19 protein-coding genes and 2 pseudogenes are annotated in these 23,076 nt (G+C 41.4%); 2 read left to right on the forward strand and 19 right to left on the reverse strand.

What is annotated here, in order from left to right; genetic code table 11:
- Nucleotides 1-42: 42 nt before the first annotated feature.
- The 19 genes and pseudogenes from fliD to M3I01_RS13300 all read right to left on the reverse strand — a co-directional run bounded on the left by fliD (nt 43) and on the right by M3I01_RS13300 (nt 21,792).
- Nucleotides 43-1,398, reverse strand: a complete 1,356-nt coding sequence (fliD, locus tag M3I01_RS13210) for a flagellar filament capping protein FliD (protein WP_255896351.1) — start codon at nt 1,396-1,398, stop codon at nt 43-45.
- 40 nt (nt 1,399-1,438) lie between these two features.
- Complete coding sequence (locus tag M3I01_RS13215) at nt 1,439-1,861, reverse strand: flagellar protein FlaG (protein ID WP_255896352.1); 423 nt, start codon at nt 1,859-1,861, stop codon at nt 1,439-1,441.
- Nucleotides 1,862-1,925: 64 nt separating this feature from the next.
- On the reverse strand, nt 1,926-2,993 hold the full coding sequence (locus M3I01_RS13220) for a flagellin N-terminal helical domain-containing protein (RefSeq protein WP_255896353.1): 1,068 nt from the start codon (nt 2,991-2,993) through the stop codon (nt 1,926-1,928).
- Nucleotides 2,994-4,912: 1,919 nt separating this feature from the next.
- Nucleotides 4,913-5,188, reverse strand: a pseudogene (locus M3I01_RS18610) (flagellin); the annotation flags it as partial.
- Nucleotides 5,189-5,760: 572 nt separating this feature from the next.
- Nucleotides 5,761-6,241 (reverse strand): annotated as a pseudogene (locus tag M3I01_RS13230) (flagellin N-terminal helical domain-containing protein); the annotation flags it as partial.
- 586 nt (nt 6,242-6,827) lie between these two features.
- Nucleotides 6,828-8,378, reverse strand: a complete 1,551-nt coding sequence (locus tag M3I01_RS13235; protein WP_255896354.1) for an HD-GYP domain-containing protein — start codon at nt 8,376-8,378, stop codon at nt 6,828-6,830.
- Between the two features lie 23 nt (nt 8,379-8,401).
- Nucleotides 8,402-9,697 carry a flagellar hook-associated protein FlgL gene (gene flgL / locus M3I01_RS13240; RefSeq protein WP_255896355.1) on the reverse strand — a complete coding sequence of 432 codons (1,296 nt, stop codon included), beginning with the start codon at nt 9,695-9,697 and terminating at the stop codon, nt 8,402-8,404.
- Between the two features lie 4 nt (nt 9,698-9,701).
- Nucleotides 9,702-11,678, reverse strand: coding sequence for a flagellar hook-associated protein FlgK (gene flgK / locus M3I01_RS13245; protein WP_275565122.1), 1,977 nt, complete (start codon nt 11,676-11,678; stop codon nt 9,702-9,704).
- A 110-nt stretch (nt 11,679-11,788) separates the two neighbouring features.
- Entirely contained in the window at nt 11,789-12,760 is a 972-nt protein-coding gene (flgJ, locus tag M3I01_RS13250) for a flagellar assembly peptidoglycan hydrolase FlgJ (protein WP_255896358.1), read from the reverse strand.
- A gap of 8 nt (nt 12,761-12,768) precedes the next feature.
- Nucleotides 12,769-13,857: a flagellar basal body P-ring protein FlgI gene (locus tag M3I01_RS13255; RefSeq protein WP_255896360.1), complete on the reverse strand. Its 1,089-nt coding sequence runs from the start codon at nt 13,855-13,857 to the stop codon at nt 12,769-12,771.
- Between the two features lie 49 nt (nt 13,858-13,906).
- On the reverse strand, nt 13,907-14,749 hold the full coding sequence (locus M3I01_RS13260) for a flagellar basal body L-ring protein FlgH (protein WP_255896361.1): 843 nt from the start codon (nt 14,747-14,749) through the stop codon (nt 13,907-13,909).
- Nucleotides 14,750-14,771: 22 nt separating this feature from the next.
- Nucleotides 14,772-15,557, reverse strand: a complete 786-nt coding sequence (flgG, locus tag M3I01_RS13265; protein ID WP_255896362.1) for a flagellar basal-body rod protein FlgG — start codon at nt 15,555-15,557, stop codon at nt 14,772-14,774.
- Nucleotides 15,558-15,601: 44 nt separating this feature from the next.
- Nucleotides 15,602-16,345 (reverse strand): flagellar basal-body rod protein FlgF, encoded by a 744-nt coding sequence (flgF, locus tag M3I01_RS13270; protein WP_112136952.1) that lies wholly within the window; start codon nt 16,343-16,345, stop codon nt 15,602-15,604.
- A 139-nt stretch (nt 16,346-16,484) separates the two neighbouring features.
- On the reverse strand, nt 16,485-18,182 hold the full coding sequence (locus M3I01_RS13275) for a flagellar hook protein FlgE (RefSeq protein WP_275565123.1): 1,698 nt from the start codon (nt 18,180-18,182) through the stop codon (nt 16,485-16,487).
- A gap of 12 nt (nt 18,183-18,194) precedes the next feature.
- A complete protein-coding gene (locus tag M3I01_RS13280; protein ID WP_255896365.1) occupies nt 18,195-18,899 on the reverse strand; it encodes a flagellar hook assembly protein FlgD in 705 nt (234 codons plus the stop codon).
- 11 nt (nt 18,900-18,910) lie between these two features.
- On the reverse strand, nt 18,911-19,360 hold the full coding sequence (gene flgC / locus M3I01_RS13285) for a flagellar basal body rod protein FlgC (protein ID WP_255896366.1): 450 nt from the start codon (nt 19,358-19,360) through the stop codon (nt 18,911-18,913).
- Nucleotides 19,361-19,365: 5 nt separating this feature from the next.
- The gene (gene flgB, locus M3I01_RS13290; protein ID WP_255896367.1) at nt 19,366-19,920 is read right to left on the reverse strand and encodes a flagellar basal body rod protein FlgB; all 555 of its coding nucleotides are present in this window, start codon (nt 19,918-19,920) and stop codon (nt 19,366-19,368) included.
- Between the two features lie 50 nt (nt 19,921-19,970).
- Nucleotides 19,971-20,807: a CheR family methyltransferase gene (locus tag M3I01_RS13295; protein WP_275565124.1), complete on the reverse strand. Its 837-nt coding sequence runs from the start codon at nt 20,805-20,807 to the stop codon at nt 19,971-19,973.
- Nucleotides 20,808-20,862: 55 nt separating this feature from the next.
- Nucleotides 20,863-21,792 (reverse strand): chemotaxis protein CheV, encoded by a 930-nt coding sequence (locus M3I01_RS13300; RefSeq protein WP_255896368.1) that lies wholly within the window; start codon nt 21,790-21,792, stop codon nt 20,863-20,865.
- 140 nt (nt 21,793-21,932) lie between these two features.
- Here M3I01_RS13300 and flgA point away from each other — a divergent pair, with 140 nt between their 5' ends.
- Together flgA and flgM are read left to right on the forward strand one after the other, a co-directional pair.
- Nucleotides 21,933-22,625, forward strand: a complete 693-nt coding sequence (flgA, locus tag M3I01_RS13305) for a flagellar basal body P-ring formation chaperone FlgA (RefSeq protein ID WP_255896369.1) — start codon at nt 21,933-21,935, stop codon at nt 22,623-22,625.
- A 113-nt stretch (nt 22,626-22,738) separates the two neighbouring features.
- On the forward strand, nt 22,739-23,053 hold the full coding sequence (flgM, locus tag M3I01_RS13310) for a flagellar biosynthesis anti-sigma factor FlgM (RefSeq protein WP_112136936.1): 315 nt from the start codon (nt 22,739-22,741) through the stop codon (nt 23,051-23,053).
- Nucleotides 23,054-23,076 lie beyond the last annotated feature (23 nt).

Consider the following 23,076-nt stretch of genomic DNA (forward strand, 5'->3'; position numbering starts at 1 on the left):
AAAACAACCTCACTAAATTTTCGAATACAATACAACATGACACTATAATTGATTTAGCATTGAATTCAGATAACTACCTTGAGCATTCATATTTGCAAGCTGAGTATCTAAATTCGTAAACTTACTGCGTAAAGAGGCCTCATATTTTTCCATACGCGCCTCATAATCTGAAAGTGACTCCTCTGTGCTACCGATAGATTTGGTAACCGAGTCTTTAAGTGTACTGTTCATTCCTCTAGGGCCGGCATAAGTGTCGAGCAGTCCATCAAGCGATGTTGCCAGACCATTTTTACCTATAAATAAAGAGGCTACACCATCGAAGTCTTCCTCAACAGCGCTATTAAATTTTTCACTATCATAGCTTAGTGTCCCATCCTCTAAAAACTCTACGCCAACATCAAAAATAGAGGTGAATGGGCTACCTTCGCTCGAGTGATTAGACATTAAGTCGCTGGCTAACGATGAACTTAGGTTACGAATCATACTATTGCCATTTAGGACGGAACCTTTCGCAGTATTCTGCTTAAAGACTGAGATGAGTTCATTATAGGAGCCGACAAAGCCTTGAATCGTATTTTCAACGGTTTCTTTATTATAACTAATGTCTACTTTAATGGGCTCTTTAGACACATTTAGCGCATTGACTGTTAGCCCTTCAACTGCTTTATCAAACTCATTACTATCATTTCGTACTCGAATCCCATCAACAGTAATAATGGCATCTTGAGCCTCACCGCCCAAAGGAACACTTAGACCTGGGAAGAAACCACCAAGAGCAGCACTGTCTAATGTAAGATTACTGCTGTCTATACTTAAGGTATTACCTACGCCCGTTTTCGTTGATGTGATGGTAAAGAACATATGACCATCACCATCATCAACTAAATTGGCTGATACTCCAAAATCTTTACCTGCTGAATTTATCTGCTCACGAAGCTTAGACAATGTAGTGTCTGGCTTTACATCAAGTACAAGCTCATCATCACCAGCCGTTAACGTTAATTCTCCACCAGAGGAAGTGACAATTTCATCTCTAGAAGAAAATAACGTGATATCAGAAACTAAGCGGCTGCCTTTTGCTAACTGGTTTACTTGAATTGAATAGGCATCGGTGGAAGCGGTTTTATCAGGGGTAATAGAAAGAGACTCTTCACCTTCTTTTTGTTGTATTACGGCATTACGCCCAGAAAAAAGATTATCATCATTGAGAGTGGTAACAAATGTTTTAAAATTGTCTATGGCTAAGCCTACCGAACCGAGAGCAGAGAGCTCTGCTTCGTATCCAGCCAGTTTATTTTCATATAACTTAACTTTTGTGTCCCTTCTGGCACTGACCATGTCACTTACTAGAGACTCAAGATCTAAGCCAGATCCAGCACCTAATGAGCCAATTGCCATAACAACTCCCTAAAACTAACGCATCAATATTGACGATAAATTAAACTTCACTATTTACTAGTGTCCCCTTAATATCGCTAAGTTGGCTCATAATAGCATCGATTCTTTCAGACATTTTAAGAAATTCTTCTGTCGGCATTTGACGTACGACATCACCTGTTGTCTGATCCATAACTTTTACAATATTTTTACTTCTATCCTCAGTCATTTCAAATCTCAAATGAACATTTAATTGAGACATTTTCTTATTAGCAATGTCAATATCTTGAGGTTCGACATTAGGAGAACGTGAAAAACCTTGGTTATTACTATTACTGCCTGTTTTATTACTATCGGCTGAGTTTTGTATAGCTTTAACACTTGCTTGACGCAATGTTTTAAAATGTTCATCCGCACGTTGATCTTGTCTGACTGTAATACCCCCAAGAGACTGTTTCGTATAATCACTTGAATTAATTGACATATCATTAGTCCTCTAAGTGAGACAAAAGCTGGAACACTGCTCCAGCTTTTCGCTACCACTAATTTTAGCCCAAAAGAGACAACGCTGTTTGTGGACGTTGATTTGCTTGAGCCAAGATTGATGAGCTTGCCTGTTGAAGAATTTGAGAGCTTGTTAGCTTCGCAGTTTCTTCCGCAAAATCTGCATCACGTACACGAGAACGTGCAGCCGATACGTTTTCAGAAATATTACTCAAGTTACTGATACTTGAACCCAAACGGTTTTGGACCGCACCCAACTCTGCACGCTTTGAGCCAACCGCTTCGATCATACTATCTACGATATTGATCATGCTCTGTGCATTCGCCATTGTCGTAACCGATGGTGTACCAAAACCTTGAGATGTATCACCAAAGCTTTTACTACGGTCTGGTTGCTTAGGAGCATTTGGGTCAACATAAACTTCGCCACGCTCTTCCGCATCCGCTTTAGCTTGAATTTCTGGGTCTACATAAGTATCGCCATTCGCTTCAACTCGTGCTTTTTCTTGAGCTTTGCTATCCGCTTTCTGTGCTTCATAAGCTTCTAGTTCTTTTTGATATGACGCATCAGAAGACAGACCTGCCATAGTGAAACCACCATTACCAGCGTAATCCTGTTTCTCACCTTTACTCAAGTCAAAGCTGATGGTCTGGTTTGCATCAGCACCAACCTGATAAACACCACTATATGTTCCATCAAGTAGAGCACGACCACCAAAAGTAGTATCCGAAGCTATACGATCAATCTCTGTGGATAAAGCACCTATTTCTTGCTGAAGTGCTTTACGATCAGAATCAGAGTTCGATCCGTTTGCTGATTGAATAGACAACGTACGCATACGTTGAAGCATGTTTGTCGTTTCATCCAATGCGCCTTCTGCAGTTTGAGCCACAGAGATACCATCATTGGCGTTACGAACCGCCTGATTCAAACCATTAACCTGAGATGTTAATCGGTTAGAAACCTGCAAGCCAGCCGCATCATCCGCCGCACTGTTAATACGCAAACCAGAAGATAGACGCTGATAAGACGTATCCAAGGTTTTACTTGAATTCATCAGCTGACGCTGGGCATTGATAGATGAAGTATTTGTATTTACGTATAAAGCCATTATAGCCTCCTGGATTTCATAAAATCCTGCAAAAAAGCAGATCGTATAAGGTTTTCGACAAGATTTTGAAAACCTTTAGTTAATTCCGGAAAGTTTTTTCCGCAATAAGGAAAAAAACTTCCCATCTAACGGCAAATTACTGCCTAAATAATTGTTTTAAAAGAACTTTAAAATAATTATCTTCTGAAAATATTGTGTGATTTTTTTTCTAAAAATAAAAAAACACGCAATTATGCTCAAACCCTTATCCAATACGTCAAATTGATACGAGCCATAGCCCAAACAACCAACGAAAGCACTATGCATAAAACCAAGCGGCAAAAAACCGCCTTTAAAAAAGCGAAAAACGATCACTTAATGCCTTTAGATGCCGCTACAAAGCAGCATTTAAAAAAGAACGTAAAAGCCAATATATTTTTCGCCATTAAGTGCTGGCACAAACAATTCGCGCTAATACACACCACTCAAAAAAGGCCAGTGAACACCATGCGACACGACACTTAACCGGGGCGAGTGGTCGCAATAACCCTAAAAATATTTTCTCGTGACTATTCAATCACCGCCCTCCGTTGTCGAGTGCTAACGTAAAAAATGCGCGTCGACATACACTACTCAAAAAAGACCAGTGAACATCATGCGACACGACACTTAACCGAGGCGAGTGGTCGCAATAACCCTAAGAATATTTTCTCGTGACTATTCAATCACCGCCCTCCGTCATCATGCATTGACCCAAAAAATGCGCGTCGACATACACCACTCAAAAAAGACCAGTGAACACCATGCGACACGACACTTAACCGAGGCGAGTGGTCGCAATAACCCTAAGAATATTTTCTCGTGACTATTCAATCACCGCCCTCCGTTATCCTGCGCCGAGCCAAAAAAATGCGCGTCGACATACACCGCTTAAAAAAGACCAGTGAACACCATGCGACACGGCGCTTAACCGAGAAGAACGGCCGCAATAACCCTAAGAATATTTTCATATTGCTATTCAATCACCACCCTCCGTCGTCGAGTACTAACGTAAAAAATGCGCGTCGACATACACCACCCAAAAAAGACCAGTGAACACCATGCGACACGACACTTAACCGAGGCGAGCGGCCGCAATAACCCTAAGAATATTTTCTCGTGACTATTCAATCACCGCCCTCCACCATCATGCGTTGACCCAAAAAATGCGCGTCGACATACACCGCTCAAAAAAGACCAGTGAACGCCATGCGACACGGTGCCTAACCGAGGCGAACGGCCGCAATAACCCTAAGAATATTTTCTCGTGACTATTCAATCACCGCCCTCCGTCGTCGAGTACTAACGTAAAAAATGCGCGTCGACATACACCACTTAAAAAAGACCAGTGAACGCCATGCGACACAGCACTTAACCGAGGCGAACGACCGCAATAACCCTAAGAATATTCTCTCGTGACTATTCAATCACCGCCCTCCGTCATCATGCGTTGCCCCAAAATTTGCGCTTCTATATGCACCAATCGAAAATAGGCTTTCGGAGATTCACACTGAACTCCCATGCTTAAAAGACATACTCGATCCCAAAATATAAAATCAGGTTCATTAAAAAAATCGCCTTAAATAAAGTCACCTATCACCGGAAAACACGCTACTTAAAGCAATATCAATTGTGAAAAGCTGATCTCAAAGTAGGTCTGAAAAACAATTTTTTCATTTACAACCACCCATGACATAAGCCTTAAAACATTTCCTACACACTAAAAAACAATCAATAACGGACTAAAACCCCATCATTCAGGCAAAAAAAAGCCGGGTGATAAATCACCCGGCTGAAAAGGCACCTCTAGGAGAGAGAAGTTGCCTATATTCCGAGAATTACTCGAATTTTTTGATTGAAGGCGCTATTTTTCGAGTTCAAGTAACGATCAATTAACTAGATTAAGCCCCTAATAACTTTAAAGCAGCCTGTGGTCGTTGGTTCGCTTGAGCAAGTATGGTTGAACTGGCTTGTTGAATAATTTGTGAACTCGTTAGTGATGCTGTTTCAGCAGCATAATCTGCGTCTCTAACACGAGACCGAGCAGCCGAAACGTTTTCAGAAATACTAGACAAGTTATTCACAGTGGAACTAAAACGGTTCTGCACCGCACCAAGCTCAGCACGTTTTGAGTCAACCGCTTGAATCATAGTGTCCAACATGGCAATCATACTTTGCGAGTTCTTAATATCTGTTATCGATACCGTGTCCGCAGTCACTAATGGCTGGCCATATCTTTTCTCGGGCTCAACCACTGTGCCGTCAGGTTGAGTAATTGAGCCATTAGGATGAGCAATGGTTCCATCAGGATGCATTACAGATCCATCCAGTTGTACTACTCTGCCATCGGGGTGAGAAACCGTCCCGTCAACATTTTTCGTTGTGCCATCAGCATTCGAAATAGTGCCGTCTTCATTTACAATATCTTGCCTAACGGTGCCATCTTCATTTATCGGTACACCGGCAGCATCAATAAGCACCCCATTTTCATTAATTGGGCGGTTTTGCTCGTCGATCAGAACATCTTCTTCATTGACTCGCTGACCCTCTTTATTAATCAACTCGCCATTTTCGTCAATCAAATGACCCTTTTCATTAATAGCGTCGCCATGCTGATTAACAAAACCACCTTCTTGAGTAGCTATAATCTGTGTTTCTTCTTCTACATAAGGAACACCAGAGGACAAACCAGACATGGTAAAACCACCATTTCCAGCAAGATTAACAGAATTATTTTGCCCACTAAATTGCATTGAAAAACTGATCGTTTGATTGGCGTCGGCACCTACCTGAAAAATACCTTGGTAACTACCATCAAGTAGGTTTCGTCCACCGAATGTTGTGATATCCGCAATTCTGTTTATCTCGTCCGCTAATTGCCCCATTTCTTGCTGAAGGGCAACACGGTCTTCATCAGCATTTGAACCATTTGCCGATTGAATAGACAAGGTACGCATACGCTGAAGCATGTTTGTCGTTTCTTCTAAAGCACCTTCAGCGGTTTGAGCTAACGAGATACCATCGTTTGCATTTCGTACCGATTGATTCAAACCATTAATCTGAGACGTTAAACGGTTCGATATTTGAAGACCCGCCGCATCATCACCCGCACTGTTAATTCGAAGACCAGATGACAATCGTTGATAGGCGGTATCAAGTACCTTACCACTACTTGTAAGCTGACGCTGTGCGTTCAGCGATGACACATTTGTATTTACATATAAAGCCATTTTCTTCTCTCCTAAGAATTTTTAACAGTAAGACAACCCTCTGATTTAATTGATTTTTTGGGGTTTTTGTCTCTTACTAAAGTTATCGACAACAATGCGACGATCTTTAATATTTTTTGTATTTTTTAAAAAAATTTCTTTCTTATTTTTTACCAAAAATTTTGTGCCAAAGGTTATCGAACCGAGCCCAAGGAACTTTAGAATAAAAGGTAAAAATTAAAGAAAAGAACACAAAATACAGCACAAAAAGAAAGAATAGAGAAAGCTTTCCTTTAAATAGATCTAGCAAGTAATTATCAAAAATAAATGGAAGGGCGCTTATTGCGAACGTTTTATTAGATTTTCGTAAACACCTGACAAGCTCAACCCTTTTTTAATCAAATTAAGCAGTTGCTCAATAATTATGTGTTTTTTGAAAAGAAAACATGGCTCATCAAAAGACTTAATGCATTATTGATTGAGGGTAGGTTTAGAATAAATAGAGGGGGAAATTTTTAAGGCAACCTTGGATCCAAAAAAGAGTAATTAATCTGCTCATGATTATGAAGAAAATAATGTAATAGGCTCGACGAAATCGAAAATGAGTTCAGGAGATATGGTTGATAAACTGCAGGTCCAAAGACTGAGGATCAACCTCTCCCTCAATGACAACGTCCGTTCTAAGGTTAGCCGATTTGTTTAACTCGATGTCCGACGACTCTATAAATGCTTTATTTGTCATACTGTAAACTTGGCGAACCAAAGAAGGCTGAAAAGACTTATTGAGCGTCAACACAAACCCTACCCGACCATTTGATAAAGACACACAAGAACCGACAGGAGTACTACCAATACTTTTCAAGAAAACGTCTAACAATTGCTTATCAAACGCCAAACCAGACTCTTTTTGCATTTGCTGATACGCTTTGATCGGTCCCATTGAAGGCTTATGAGGCTGCTCCGATGTCATTGCATCATACGCATCAATAATAGCTGCGATTTTCCCATAAACAGAGATTTCTTGATCTTGCTTGCCTACTGGGTATCCTGAACCATCAATCTTTTCATGGTGGTCGGATAACATTTGATAAACCGCTTTTGGAACACCCTCACATTTATGCAAGATCTGCCCTCCAAACTGTATATGCTTACGAAACAAGTCAAACTCACCAGATGTCATTTTGGTTGTTTTCGTTACCATTGCCATCGGTAAGCGAAAGCGCCCTAAATCAAACAATAGAGCACCAAGGGAAATCGTTTCGACATAGGCTCCGGACAATTTCATTGCTTTGGCAAAATGAATCCCAAGCACTGCCATCCCCATGGCATGCTGTTCTAAATAAGTAGATGAATCTTTTATATGGCGTATCGCCATTAGTGAAAAGTTATTCCGTGTATGAGACTCAATCAGTCGACGACAAAACTTCACCAACTCTAGCATCTCAAGCTGCTCACCGCGCTTAAAGCGCTCTACTTGAGTAGATATCAACGAATGTCCATCTTGAAACAACTTAAGTGCAGTGGCCGTTTCCACATCAAATGAAGTCGGAATACATCTACTTGCATTAGGCGCTTTCTTAACGTCTGCTAATTTTGGAGTATGTTGTTCAACCTCTATAGCAGAGCTAGAGTTGCTTGTCTCAGCCCCATTACTACCTTCACCATTTTTTTCCATTCGAGCTTTATAACTCAGGATATACTCCCTTGTTTGCTCATTTAGTTCCTGCCTAAAATAACGAAAAAGACTTTGACCGCGCCCATGTTTACTGCGTAATTCTTTAGTATTTAAGTCAGGGTTTAACTTTTTAAGACTTCGTACAGATCTACCGCTCGCAATAGATATACATAAAGTGAGGAATCGCTCTTGTGCGTCATACAACCTTTCTCGTCGGCTGTTCAACAACTTATCGTCAGAAAAATAGGGATCATAAGGGAGAAATTCAGAATCTAAGGTTAAGCGCAGCTCATCAAATGCAACTTGTCGCATAGCAACACCAACAATACGGTCTTTTCGACCATGTGTTTTTATCAGGCTTTGAACACGCTTACTGCCAAGAACTTTTTCTTTGATTTCCAAGGTACCGAGTATTTCTTCTATATCAAAATACCCGACATTGATATCAACCCCAAAACAGGACTCCATTTTAAATGCTGACATCTTCTTACCTTATACCTTAAAAATTACATTTGATTAAATAGGGATAAATTACTCATGCGCGAAAATACTTTTTGCGAAGCGTTCAATGCCGACTCTTTCATAGATAACTCTGTTGCCGCTGCCCCCATATCCAATTCACCTTCTCGACTTTGAGCAATCGTATTAGACAACTGATTTGCAGAACTAAAACTTTCTCTGCCTTCAATCATGTTAAGCCTTGCACCAATATTAGATCGACCTTCGCCAATCCGTTGCTGAGCATTATTAATGCTGTATATAGCACTAAAAAAGGCAGACTCTCGATCTTCATGTGTGGCATTTTTATTTGTTAAAGTAGCCAACGAGTCTTTTATTTCATTCAGCACATTGTCTTTATGAGGCTTCATAAGAGTAATATCAACCGATGCTCCAGGCTCACCTTCTAGAATAAAGGACATTCCAGAGAATGTAATTGGCTTACCTACTTTATAATTACCAGAATCAATCTCTTCACCCAAATGATTTGTAATAACATAGTCAGCCAGCGTTCCGTCAAACAAATTATAGCCGTCAACATCCGCTCCAGGCTGCTCTTTAACACGATCTAAAGGTGAGCGACCTCCGTCAGCGTATGACGTAACAAGGCTGTATTTATTAGATTTAGCATCCTCAGGGTCGTAATGCTTCGCCATAAACAAATCAAAATCAGCCTGATTTTGTACTTTATCTGTTAGCAATACATCGCCATCGACGACTTTTGATACAAACGTTCGATTTGTCCAAATATCCTGAAAAAGCGTTTTACCTGAATTGGTAACCGGGATCTTCAAATCTTCTGATATTTGAGCGTATTTTTGCCCTTCATTGCCAGCCCATTGGTAACGGCCATCGCTTCCTATAATGAAAGCCGGGCTTTGTGAATCTGTACCTGCAAAAATATAGTTACCATCAGCACTTTTAGAGTTCATCAAGTCTGCCATGGATTCTGTTATCAAAGAAACCTCATGAGCAATGGCCTCGATGTCGACTTGAGTGTTGATATCATTTTGAGCCTGAATAAACAGCGTTCTGGCAGAATCTAAAAAATCATTCAAACTGTCTAAAGCAACCTCTTGATATTCTAAGTTACCCGTTGCCATTTTCATGGCTTCATCGTATTGCTTTAATGTTTGATTCTTACTGCCATACATCAAAATTTGGCTAGCACCGACAGGGTCATCGCTCGGTTTTATAATATTTGTTTGAGATGAAATTTTTTCTTGAATATTAAGAATTTTTTCATTTGCTTGGGTCATAGACTTATTTGCCTGACCATAGATTAAGTTATTAGTTACTCGCATAAACTTACCTCATAATCCCAAGTAAAGTCTCGAACGTTGTGCGAGCTGCCGTTACCACTTGAGCAGAAGCAGAATAGGACTGCTGGTACTTCAAAAGATTCACAGCCTCCTCATCAAGGCTTACCGCTGATAATCTATCCCGACGAGCAATACTTTCGTTCATTACAATTTCACTTGAGTCTGCATGACCTTCTATCTCTGCGGTTTTACTACCTACATAGGATATGAAGCCAGAAAAAGACTTCACCAGAGTTGCTTTACCATCAATAAGAGATTGGTTTTGTAAATCCGCTAACGCCAGACCATTAAAGTTGTCAGATTGACCTATATTGTCCGTGCCAACTGAAAATTCATCACCTCGCTTTGGCATAGAGGAAACTGACACATCAAAACCTGCCTCGTTTGATAATCCTGCTTTTTCAAGCAAATTACTAAATTCTATGACATTTTCGACTTTTGCTAATTCAACACCAGACGAATTCTGAACAACATAGGAACTTGGAGAGGTAAAATAGATTTTATGTGGCGCACTAGGATATAAAGAGCCATCCGATGAAAAAGCAGATGTTTCAGGGTCTGTATTTGTCACAGAAGTAAGAGAAATTCTTGCATCCGATAAATTATCTGAACCTGTACTTACACCAATTGGCGCGCTCAGAGCTATCGCCTCGCCATTTCTTGAGGCCAAACCTAATGCTGCAGCGGCTCCCTCGGTAGGCGTAAATTGAAAAATATCATCTTTATCTATTTTATCTATACCATCGAGGCGAATATCAAGACCAAGCTCATCAATTTTGAAATAGCCATTGTTATCTTTTTGCAAAAGACTTGGGTCAAAGGTAATCGCTTTGTCTGTTGATTTGCCTTCTGCATTAACTTTCTTTATCGAGAATAAATTGTCATCCGTTCTATTAAGCTCATAGGTATCTTTTGTAATTTTGGCGGATTGACCCGCTGATACCCTTACTGATATATCTTTCGCTTTATTAAGGTTATCCGCTGTGGAGTAAACATTTATATCCCCCAAAGAAAACAAGTCTTTTCCGAATTGACCATCAGCATCAAGCCCCTTCCTGTTCTGAGTGTTCATCGCGTCTGCCAGCGCAATAGCATGCTGACCTAATGTCCTATCGGCATAAACGCTAAATTCAGATCGGTAATCAATCAATCCCCCAACACTTCCACCAAGCCCTTGCGTCTTCAAACCCACTTCGTAATCGCCAAAGCTAACAACCAAATCAATTTTTTTAGGGTGTAGTGGGTTTGAACTCACTTTTAACTCTGTAGGAAATTGATCCATTACCAAAGGCTGACCATTCGCTAGTTGAATAGTCATCAATCCTTTGTCATTAAATTGGGCTTTGATATCCAGATATTTAGACAAATCTTTGGCTAATAATTCTTGCTGATCACGAAGTTCATTGGCAGGAGAAATCGAGATACCTTCTTGCCTCAAAATCTGTTCATTCAGATTTGAAATCTTCGCTGTGATGGTATTCAAATCACCTAAAGAAGACGCAAGCTGAGCATCCACTAACCCTTCTTGATCGCTTACAACGCCTGAAAGCGTATGATACTGCTGAACAAGATTATTTAGACTGGAGTGAGCCAACTGCCTTAATGAAGAAGAAGTAGGGTCATTATTAACGGTCTGCAAGGCATCAAACGAGTTATTGATATAAGTATTAAGAGAAATACTGTCTTCAGCCAATAAACTGTCCGATGTCGATATCATAGAATGATAAGTGTCGTAATATGAAAAGGTTGATGTATCAGAGCGAACCTGAGAGCTAACAAAATTATCGACTAGGCGTGAGGTATCACGAAGGACAACACCACCAACAGGCGAACTTGTGGTGTCGGTTCTTTGACGGCTATAGCCTTCAGTATCCACATTGGATGTGTTTTGCCCTGTCGTGTTAATACGAGCATTACTAGACTGAAGCCCAGACAAACCAATTGAATATAAATTTGAGCTCATAGCTCACACCCCTAGTACGTTTTTTTAAAAATAACCTTTGAACTTACTTAATCATATCGGCTATTCATGCAAAAACTTTACCAACGCTGAGAATTGAGCCATTTTTATTATTAAAGGTGTTGAAACCACTTACTGGAAAGGATGTTGTCAATTTTCTCTGAATACTTAGGATCCGTCGCATAACCACCTTTTAGCAAAGAAGCGGCAAACATTGATGCGTCATCTCCGGCCTGAAGGGCATCTTTGTACCGCTCGCTAGAAGACAGAAAATCGGCATAGTCATCAAAGCTTTGTGAAAAAGAATCATAAGCACGAAACGCGGCTTTCTCCCGTTTCGCAACACCATCGCGAAACTCTAATGTATTCACAACCGCTCTATCGCCTTGCCAGCGACTATCGGCTTTTATTCCAAATAAATTAAAACTTGCAGCACCATCTTCTTTGGCAATCGGGTATTTACCCCAACCTGTTTCTAATGCAGCTTGGGCCAATATTGCCTTAGGGTTCACACCCAACTTATCTGCGGCTTGTTGAGCATGAGGCCAAAGATTATCAACAAAATCATCTGGCGACTCAAACACAACAGAAAGTGCGGAAGGTAAAGAAGCGACACCATTAGCAGAACTATTTTGAGTTTCTTGTTGAACCGATTGAATAAACTCAGTTGAAGCACGATGAGCCAATGCTTGAACTCTGACCAAGTCTTGTTTCGCTACCTGATTCAAAAAATCCGTATCTCCACGCTCTTTCGCTTCTGGTGTGCTGAAACCTTGCTGCTTTGTTTGATATTGGCGAATAAGCGCTTCAGACAACCCAAGCCCACCCGACTTTGCCAAGCCTTGAGACATTTGGGAGTCCATCATTTCTTGATATTGCTTAGTTTGAGCACTGGAGAATAAACCACTACCAATCGCTTCATTTGTACTGCGCATGTTCTTCAAAAGCATATTCATAAAGATTGACTCAAACTGTTGAGCAACGTCTTTTAATGCGGCTTCCGGATCTTTTTGTGCTTTCGTTTTTAACGCGGTTAATGCAGAAAAATCTGCAAAAAAATCGTCCTTTGGTGGAACTGAGTTCATAGTAAAGCCTATATCACTACTAAGTCGGCATTAATGGCACCAGCTTGTTTTAAGCCTTCTAAGATCGCCATGACATCTCCAGGCGCAGCCCCCACTTGATTAACGGCTCGAACAATATCATTCAATGACGCACCCGGATTAAAAACAAACATATGGCCACTGTCAGGGCTAATAGCAATACCTTCACGAGGGGATACTATGGTCTCCCCTCCGGTTACTGTTCCATCTTGTCCAATCACCGGCGGAACCTCTTTTATTGTCACGGTCAAACTACCATGCGTAATTGCAGCGGGAGAAACTTTGACATGCTGACCGATAATAATGGTTCCCGTACGAGAATTAACAACAATACGCGCACGCTCTTCAGCAACTTTCACTTCAAGATTTTCAAGAATGGATAAAAAAGTCACTCGCTGACTTGGATCTCTCGGTGCAGAAACCCGTATTGACGTCGCATCAAGAGTTGTCGCCACACCAGGCCCTAGAAGATTATTAATTTTATCTGAAACATGCTTTGCCGTTGTAAAATCAGGACGATTCAGATTGAAGGTTAGCGTATCACCGGTATTAAAACTGCTCGCCACAATACGCTCTACACTTGCGCCATTTGGGATACGTCCAACTGTTGGTACATTAACCGACGTCCGTGAACCATCAGCCCCATTCGCCCCTAAACCGCCAACAATTAAATTTCCTTGAGCGATGGCATAAACTGCCCCATCCGCCCCTTTCAAAGTAGACAGTAGCAAGGTTCCGCCACGCAACGCGCTCGCATTACCAATAGAGGATGCGGTGACATCAATTTTTTGACCTGGCTTAGAAAACGCAGGCAATGTAGCGGTTAGAGACACTGCTGCGACGTTTTTGGAGGTCGCATTCACGCCTTCCGGCAATGTCACACCAAAACGTGACAACATACTAGAAAAGCTCTGGCTCGTAAAAGCAGTACTATCACCCGTCCCGTTAAGGCCAATCACCAAGCCATAACCAAACAGTTGGTTTTCTCGAACACCTTGAACACTAGCAATGTCCTTCAGACGTTCAGCCTGAACAGAAAAAGATAATAAATATAAGACAATTAGCGCTACGTGCTTCATTACATCACCTATTGAGAGAATCGATCCCCTCAGCTGTTAAATCATCAAATTAATAAGGCATATCACTAGAGTTAAGCAAACGACTCACCCAGCCTTGTTCACTTCCTGCAGCCACATCACCGGTACCAGAATAGGTAATTCTCGCATCCGCAACACGCTCAGATTCAACGGTATTATCTGGAGAAATATCCTGTTTTCGTACGACACCTGAAAAGCGAATGTATTCATCACCTTGGTTCAAGCGCAACCATTTTTCACCACGTACGGCCAAAAGACCATTCGGGTATGCCTTGAATACAGTAACAGAAATTGTACCGTTCAAACTGTTATTCTGATTCGCCGATGCATTACCTGAGAAATCCGTACCTTGCTGCGGAAGCGTTGTGTCTACTCTCATTTCCTGACCCAGTACCGTTGGATTCTCGATCGTCGCAGAAGAAGACTTTGATACAGTGGCTGCATTGGCTTTTGTTGATGTCGTCGTTTCATTCAAATTAATGGTTAGTATATCGCCGACTTTACTGGCTTTTTGATCGCCAAAAAACACATCCCCCATACTTGTCTGGTAAATTCCTCCTGTTGGTGCCTGAGAAGGATTCATTCCATTAGGGTAAACAGGCGTATAGTAAGGGTCATCAGACTGTATAGATTGACCGATTTTCGGTCCATTTAATGGATCATTAGGATCAGGAACATAACCTTTACGCGGCTCTTCTGGTATAGGTTCCTCTGGCGTTTCCTCATTATTGTCTACCACAGCATCGATAACGGCATCCGTTACTGCTGCCGCTGCGCCTGCGGCGGCGGCGTTAGCAACCGCTTGTTGGTTGACATCCCAAGAAAGACAACCAGACAAACAAGCACTCAAAAAAATCAAAAACGCGTATTTCATCTTCATCATATTCCATATTTTACTATAGCTGCTGTATTGCAAAACTCATCATACCATCTGCAGAAGCGATCACTTTAGAGTTCATTTCATACGCTCTTTGAGTCGTAATCATATTAACAAGCTCTTCAATCGAATTCACATTAGAAGCTTCCAACATACCTTGGGAAATAGTCCCAAGTGAATCCGTTCCTGGAACACCAACCAATGGCGGTCCACTAGCGTTGGTTTCAGTGAAAATATTTTGTCCTGCTGAACTCAACCCCGTTGGATTAATAAAGCCTGCGATATTAATAGCGCCAACTTGCTGAGCATCTGCATCGCCTGTTTTACGGACCGACACTACGCCATCATCTGCAATCATGATTTCAATGGCATCAGGATCAATCTGAATACCGGGCTCAACCACTAAGCCACCTGACGTGGAAAGTTGCCCCTGACTATTAAGCTGTAGACTGCCATCTCTTGTATAAGCAATAGTACCATCAGGCTGTAATACCTGTAAGAAGCCTTTACCTTGAATAGCAACATCAAGCTGCCTATCCGTCATATTGTAATCACCATTGGAAAAGTCTTTTTGTGTTGCCCCAACTTTTACACCAGTACCTAACTGCAAGCCGGATGGCAACTCCGCATTTTGCGCACTTAAACCACCTGGCGCACGGACTGTTTTGTACATTAGATCTTCAAATACTGCTCTATCTTTCTTAAAAGCGGTCGTTGAAACGTTCGCCAAGTTATTGGCAACCACGTTTAATTGCTTATCCATTGCGCTTAAACCGGTTTTACTTACCCATAATGCTGAATTCATAAGTGCCTCTTTTAATGTCGTTATTCTTTACTTATCAATTGTATTTATGACGAACGCTGTAATATTCGAGCAGAAGAGTCTGCGTTATTTCGAATTGAATCCATCATTTTTACATTCATCTCAAAACGTCGAGCTAGGTTCATGATATGCGTCATTTCTTCGACGGCATTAACATTGCTCCCCTCTATAAATCCGCTAACCAAACGTACGTTAGGGTCTGGATCAAACGCTTGCCCGTCCCGTGAATGAATTAAACCATCGCCTTCTTTGCGTAAGTTCTGAGCATCCGGATTGACCAATTTTATTTGGTTTAACACAGCGACTTCATTACCTGCACCACCTTGTGGAATAATAGAAATAGAGCCGTCTTCGGTGATATTGATACTTTCAAGCGGAGGCAAAAAAATAGGCCCTCCAACACCCGCAACAGGCAAACCTCGTCCAGTCACCAATTGTCCAGCAGCGTTAATTTGCAAGTCTCCAGCACGAGAGTAAGCTTCTTGCCCCTTCTCATCATAAACAGCAATGAAGCCATCTCCGGAAACAGCAATATCTAAATTTCGGCCAGTTTGAATCATGTCACCTTGGGTGTATCGAGTGGCTGGATTTTCGGTCATCGCATATACACGACTAGGGTAATAGTCACCATTCACTTGCATTGAACGAGCCTGCTCAAAGTCAGAACGAAAGCCTGTTGTACTGACATTTGCCAGATTGTTAGCGTGTATTGTTTGAGCATTCATGGTTTGCACACCACCACTCATTGCCAGATATAAAGCCTTATCCACTGCGACACCCCTAGAAGAATTCACGTTATTAGAAAGTAACCTTCAAGAATCATACCAACTCAGAAAACTCTAAAAAAAAGACAAAAAAAAGCCGAAACAGCAAAACTGTTTCGACCTTGAATCTTCTCTCTCCAGAAAATTAGCGCAAATTTATAATAGTTTGAGTGACCGTATTTTCGGTTTCTAGCGTCTTACTGTTTGCCTGATAATTACGCTGAGCCTCAATAAGAGCAACCAACTCAGCGGTTAAATCAACATTCGACTCTTCTAATGCGCCGCCTTGAATTCGCCCTAACGTACCACTATTTGGGCGACCAACATCGGCTGGTCCAGAACCCTTACTTGCAAGCCAAGCTGTATGGCCACTAGGAACAAGACCGTCAGTACTATCAAATGTTGCCAAGCCAATCTGGCCAAGTGTTGCCGTTTGTTGGTTTGTATACGTTGCCGTCAAGAAACCATCATCATCAAATGATACTCCCTGCAATTCACCAGCGGAGAAACCATCTTGCTCAAAGTTGTCTGTATTATCTATCGCGAATTGCGTTGATCCAAATAAATCTATTGGCGTAACTCGACCTCGATTTGATGGATCCAGTCCTGCAATTTCTAATGTAACCGGTTCGGCAACATCAAAAGGAGGGAGACCACGATTAGTACCCATTAGATTACCAGCCGCATCAAACGTTACATTCGTGTTTGCTTTCAAAAAACGCGTATCATTACCTGTCAAAGGATCGGTATAACTTTCTTCCCCATCCATAGTCACACGCATTTCGTAAGTATTATTCTCTCCCTGTTTAATAAAATAATACCCTACCGTATGAGCCCCACCCAGAGAGTCATAAACAGAACGGGTATTACCATATGTATAAGAGTCGGGATTTAGTGGGTCAAACACTTCGCGAGCAACCGAACTATCATCTCGAACATCCGCAGCAACAAGTGTCGATGTAATCGCCGTTCCAGCCAACGTACCAGACACAGTGAGAGGCGCTTGCGTTAAAGCGGCAATATCTGCTGGACCGGGCTCCCTAGACCCCATATAAAGAAGCTGGTTTGGCTGCTCAAGAACACCATCACCATTATAATCAATACCACCTTCCGTTGAGTTAAATGTTGCGTAGGTTTCTCCTAAAAATGGCGCACCTGTATCGTCCGTCATATTGCCGTCGACAGTTGCATGAACCTGATAAGTATTAGGCAACTCACTCTTAGCATAGTAATACGTTACCACACGAGTTTCACCATCAGCCCCAACCACACCTTGCGTCTGAGTATAATTGTAGGAATCAGGGTTAGTAGGATCAAAATCCGCCTTAATAAAGGGAGGCACATCTTTACTTTCGGAGTTCAAATTCAACTTCAATTCCATAGAGGTTGTCGCCTCAGGAGCGATACGGTCAGTAGGGATTCTTAAATTTTCTAAATTCCCCCCAACAACCCCCTCTGCAGCATTAAATCCCTGAACATTACTACCAGTATTGGTCACCAAAAAGCCATTTTCATCTAACTTAAAATTACCTGCTCGGGTATAACTTTGAGCGACACCTGCATCTAGAATAAAGAACCCTGTTCCGTCAATAGATAAGTCAAGATTGTTATCCGTGTATGAAAGGTTACCCGGCGCAAATTCCTGGGACACCTTACTAACGCTCACACCAGAGCCAATGCTGTTGCCGCTCCCAGCGCCAAGAACGCTCGTGTTATAAAGGTCATCAAACTCAATACGCGACTTTTTAAAGCCCGTAGTATCGGCGTTGGCAATATTATTACCGGTAACACTTAAATAATCGGCAGATGCTTTGATGCCAGATAGTGCAGTATTAAATCCCATAATATTCTCCAATCACCCTAATATTTCTAATTCATTCGTAAGTTTGATTTTACCGTGGTTTTCCACGTTTAAAACCGTGCCGTTTTCACCATTAATGGTGACACCTTGAATCCGCGTTGGAAGGCGAGTACTCAAGGCCGAAATTTCGCCCTTGTCATTCGTCGAAGACGCGGCAAAACGATATTCGCCAGGCGGCAAAACATTTCCGTCATCGTCCAGTTTGTCCCACTTATACTCACCAGAATTAAGCGTCGCCGTGCGAACAAGGCGGTTATCTGCGTCGTATATTTTCAATGTCGCTGTCTGAGAGTTTTCAGGCATCACAGTCCTTAACTGAACCGCTTCCAAACCTTCTGTCACTTTAGTCTTATTTCCTTCCATCAAGATCGACTTACCGACCAAGGTTGAGGCACTAAGAGCCTGATTAGAAGTAAGTGAGGTTGCCATATTTTCTAGCTGGTCAGAGATACTGGTTAGCCTTTCTAACGAGCTAAACTGTGACATTTGCGCCACCATGTCATTCGTATCCTGAGGCGCCGTCGGGTCCTGCCCTTTTAACTGTTCGATATACAGCTTTAAAAAGACATTTTGATCAGCCAACGCCCCTTCATCTTTAGGCACTTCCGGCTTTTCAATACCGGCTTTGGACTTGGCCGCTTCTGTGCCATATTGGGATATCAGCCCACCAAGACCTTTCGTATCAGATATATCTGCCATCTAATCTGCTCCTATGACTGCCCAAGCGTGAGCATTTTCTGCATCATACTTTTTGCCGAGTTCATAATTTCCACATTCGTCTGAAAAGATCGAGAAGCCGACATCATATCGGCCATTTCTTCCATCGGGTTCACATTCGGGTAAAAGACATAACCCTCTTCATTCGCCATTGGGTGGCCTGGCTCGTACCTAGGTTGTAAAGGTGCATCCGATTCAACAATGCCATCAATCTTCACCCCAACCCCAGCGCCGCTATCATCACCACTGGCATTACCCCAACCATAGTCACGCATACTGTCATTCATCATCTGTGAGAACACTGGCTTACGGGCACGATACGTCTGATCCGCAGAACTTGCCGCGCTATCTACGTTTGCCATATTGCTCGCAATCGTATTCAAACGCACTGTTTGGGCACTCATTGCAGACCCAGAAATAGTAAAAATATTACTTAAAGACATCGTTATTAATTCCCAGTAAGCGCCTTTCTCATGCCGCTAATTTTTCTATCTAAGAACATAAAACTCGTATCAAATTGTAATGAGTTTTGTGCGTACTCAGCCTGCTCTCTTTGCATATCCACCGTATTACCATCTAACGATGGTTGATTGGCATTTCGGTACAACAAGCCATCAGACTCACCCGAAAAAGCTCCCTCTGAGATATGCCTAGCATTTGTTCCAGCAAGTCTAAGCTTGCTACTTTCATTACTTAAAACCGAATCGAACGAAATATCTCTTGCCTTAAAATTTGGCGTGTCAGCGTTAGCAATATTATTTGCAAGGACGGCCGCTCTTGCACTTCTAAACTCCAGTGTCTTGTCGTGTCCTGCAAATGCACTCGCAAAAGATATAGCCATTCGATCCTCAAGAAAAATAGTATTTATCAATATATATAAAATAAAGCAATTATGATGCCAAAAATAAAAATTCTTTATTTTCAACAGGTTAAGGATAAAGACTCTCTTAACGGCAAAAAGCGGCAACAATAAAGATAGAATCAAAAAGACAAAAAAGCCCATCTAAAAACATTAGACAGGCTCTTTAAAAGGAAATGTAAGGACTATCTAAACTAAACAGCTTTAGATTTATAGACAATACCAGGATGGCATTGAACAATTTCAAAGTGATCAGATAAACCACTCAATGCCTCTGATCCACCAAGAAACAAATATCCACCAGGCTTTAGAGACGCATGCATTCTCTTCAAAATATCTAATTTTAAATCAACGGTAAAATATATTAGTACATTTCGACAAAAGATTACGTCGAACTTTCCTAACATGGCAAATGAATCGATAAGGTTCAAATATCTAAAATCTACACGCGAACTCAAATGCGGTTTTATTTTCCAAGTTAAGTCGTTGACCTTATCAAAATATCGTTTCTGTAAATCTGCACCAAGACCACGAGCAATAGCCAAGCTGTCGTATTCACCTTGCTTGGCATGCTGGAGTATGTTCGTACAGATATCCGTCGCAACAATTTTTTCACCGGCCTTCAAAACACCCGGTCGGGTGGATTTAAACTCTTCAATTACCATACTAATAGAGTAAGGTTCTTGACCTGTAGATGAGGCGGCCGACCAAATTTTTAGAGGAGCAGCGGTCATTTCAGGCAGTATATTGTTTTTCAAAATGGTAAATGGATGCGTATCCCTAAACCAAAGCGTTTCATTTGTTGTCATTGCATTAATGACTTCTTCCTTGAGTTTAGAACTCCCAAGCCGTTCCAAAGCGTCAACCAGTTGCTCAATCTTAGAAAAATTTTCTCTTTCCAATACTTTGCCTAGACGACTGGCGACCAAATATTGTTTATTATCACTCAGTGAGATTCCGCACGCTTTCTGCAAGTAATCTCTGAACCTAATATAGCCATTAGGTGTAATTGCATTTGTACTACTGAGCATTAAAACTCCATAAGTAACAGGGATAAAGAAAGTACTTCAAAGATTAGCCTAACCATCATTCAGATTGTACCTGAACAGTTTCTATTGCCAATCGAGCCAATTCATCTGGTTGGAATTTCGCCAAGAAACCATCCGCCCCGACTTTTTTCACCATCGCTTCGTTGAAAACACCACTTAAAGAAGTATGAAGAAGAATAAATAAATCTTGTAGCCGACTATCATTACGAATAGCTGTCGTCAGCGTATACCCATCCATCTCTGGCATTTCAATATCAGAAATAACCATAGAAAACTCCTGCGTGACGTCTTTCCCTTCAGCAACCATGTTTTGTAGGAAAGTAAGCGCTTCGCGACCATCACATAAAACAGTGGTGGAAAAACCAACCTGCTCCATACAACGCTTAATTTGTTTACGCGCGACCGAAGAGTCATCAACAATAAGTATATGATGTTTTTTAGCATTTTCTGTTACATCAGCATTGACGATGCCTTCCGAAATATCCTGTCGTGTAGGAGCAACCTCAGATAGGATCTGCTCAACATCGATAATCTCAACCATTTCTTTGTCGACCTGACAAACAGCAGTCAAATAGTTATCGTTCGACAACCCTTTTGGTGGCGGCTGAATATCACTCCAGTTCATGTTTACGATACGTTCGACGCCACGAACCAAAAAGCCCTGAATTCGACGATTATACTCCGTAATAATGACAAAACATTGACTGATATTCTCCATCGGGCTCGCGCCTGTTGCCAACCCCAAGTCTAAAATTGGAATAGTTCCACCACGAATATGAGCAACCCCCCTGACCACAGGAGAACTGTGCGGCATAGTCGTTAGCTTCGGACACTGAAGAACTTCTTTCACTTTAAAGACGTTGATGCCGTAAATTTGCTTACCATTCAGGCGAAACAACAGCAGTTCAAGTCGATTTTCCCCTACAAGCTGCGTACGTTGGTTAACAGTATCCAAAACTCCAGCCATAAACGCCTCCAAAATGTGTAAACATTATACTGAGGTATAACCTCAAAATTGTTAAAATGCATCATCCAATGATAAAGTGCTTTCTAATATTTTACTAACTATCTTATTTATAACATCATAATAAACAAAGTGAGCGAATCATGCGAATCATAAGGCTAAGCTTAGCCTTCATTTGTTTTCAAGCCAGTTTAACATTTGCCCTATCTACTGAAGACCAAATTAATCACTACATAAACCAAGTAGAGATCCCTAGACTGGCAGAAATATATCCAGATGCGGTTATTAACATTACATTAAACAATGTAGCCGCACTCAATTATTTACCTGCTTGCGATAGTGAGTCGATTCAAATCCGCAATCAGAGACCAGACGCGACCAAACGCACAAATTATGAAATCAGTTGCAACAACCCTACGTGGAAATCTTATGCTCCCGTCACCCAATCCATCATGATTCCGGCTATAAAAACCATCACCCCAATTAATCGCGGCCAAGTCATCAGTAAGTCAAATACGGATGTGGGTGAAGTCGACTTATCTAGTTTAAGAGGACATGTTTTTACAAAGAAAAATCCTCCTTACGGGCAAGTCGCATCACGAAACTTGCGCATTAACACCTTTATTACTGTTAATCTAACGACCCCCCCAATGCTTGTAAAAAAAGGTAATGTCGTATTAATAACAGCAAAAAGTGGCAGCATTACCGTCAAAATGAATGGTGTTGCTTTAGAGAATGGTGTAGAAGGACAACAAATACGTGTCCAAAACACAAGTTCTGAAAGAATTATATACGCCAAAGTTGTAACTGACAGTGAGGTTCTTGTAAACTATTGAGTACAGACTGACCGGCAGTTTATATATTCTTTTTTTCTGAAGCTTTTCATTAAAGTTTTTGTGGATCTTGCCGACAACATAGACAGGCAAATCATTAAAGGGCGGAAAACCCAATGGCAATACACCTTACAGGTCTATCAAACCAGAGCACGATCAATAAAAGTGAACGCTCGCAAAAAGACGATGCAACTGTTAGTACGACAGAGAAACAAAGCAGTGTAAAAAATGGCGGCACTTTAGCTGAGGATACCGTTAAATTAAGCGGTACAGCACAAACCCTACAAAATCAGCATTCTAAAATTGGCAACTTGCCAGATGTTGACATGGAAAAAGTAGAACAAATCAAAAGCGCTATCGCTGCAGGCGAATATAAAATAGATACGCAGAAGCTTGCGAATAATATGGCTTCTATGGATTCTCTATTCTAGACTGTACACTCTATACAGTCTGT

Source organism: Marinomonas maritima, from assembly GCF_024435075.2.
Lineage (GTDB): Bacteria > Pseudomonadota > Gammaproteobacteria > Pseudomonadales > Marinomonadaceae > Marinomonas > Marinomonas maritima.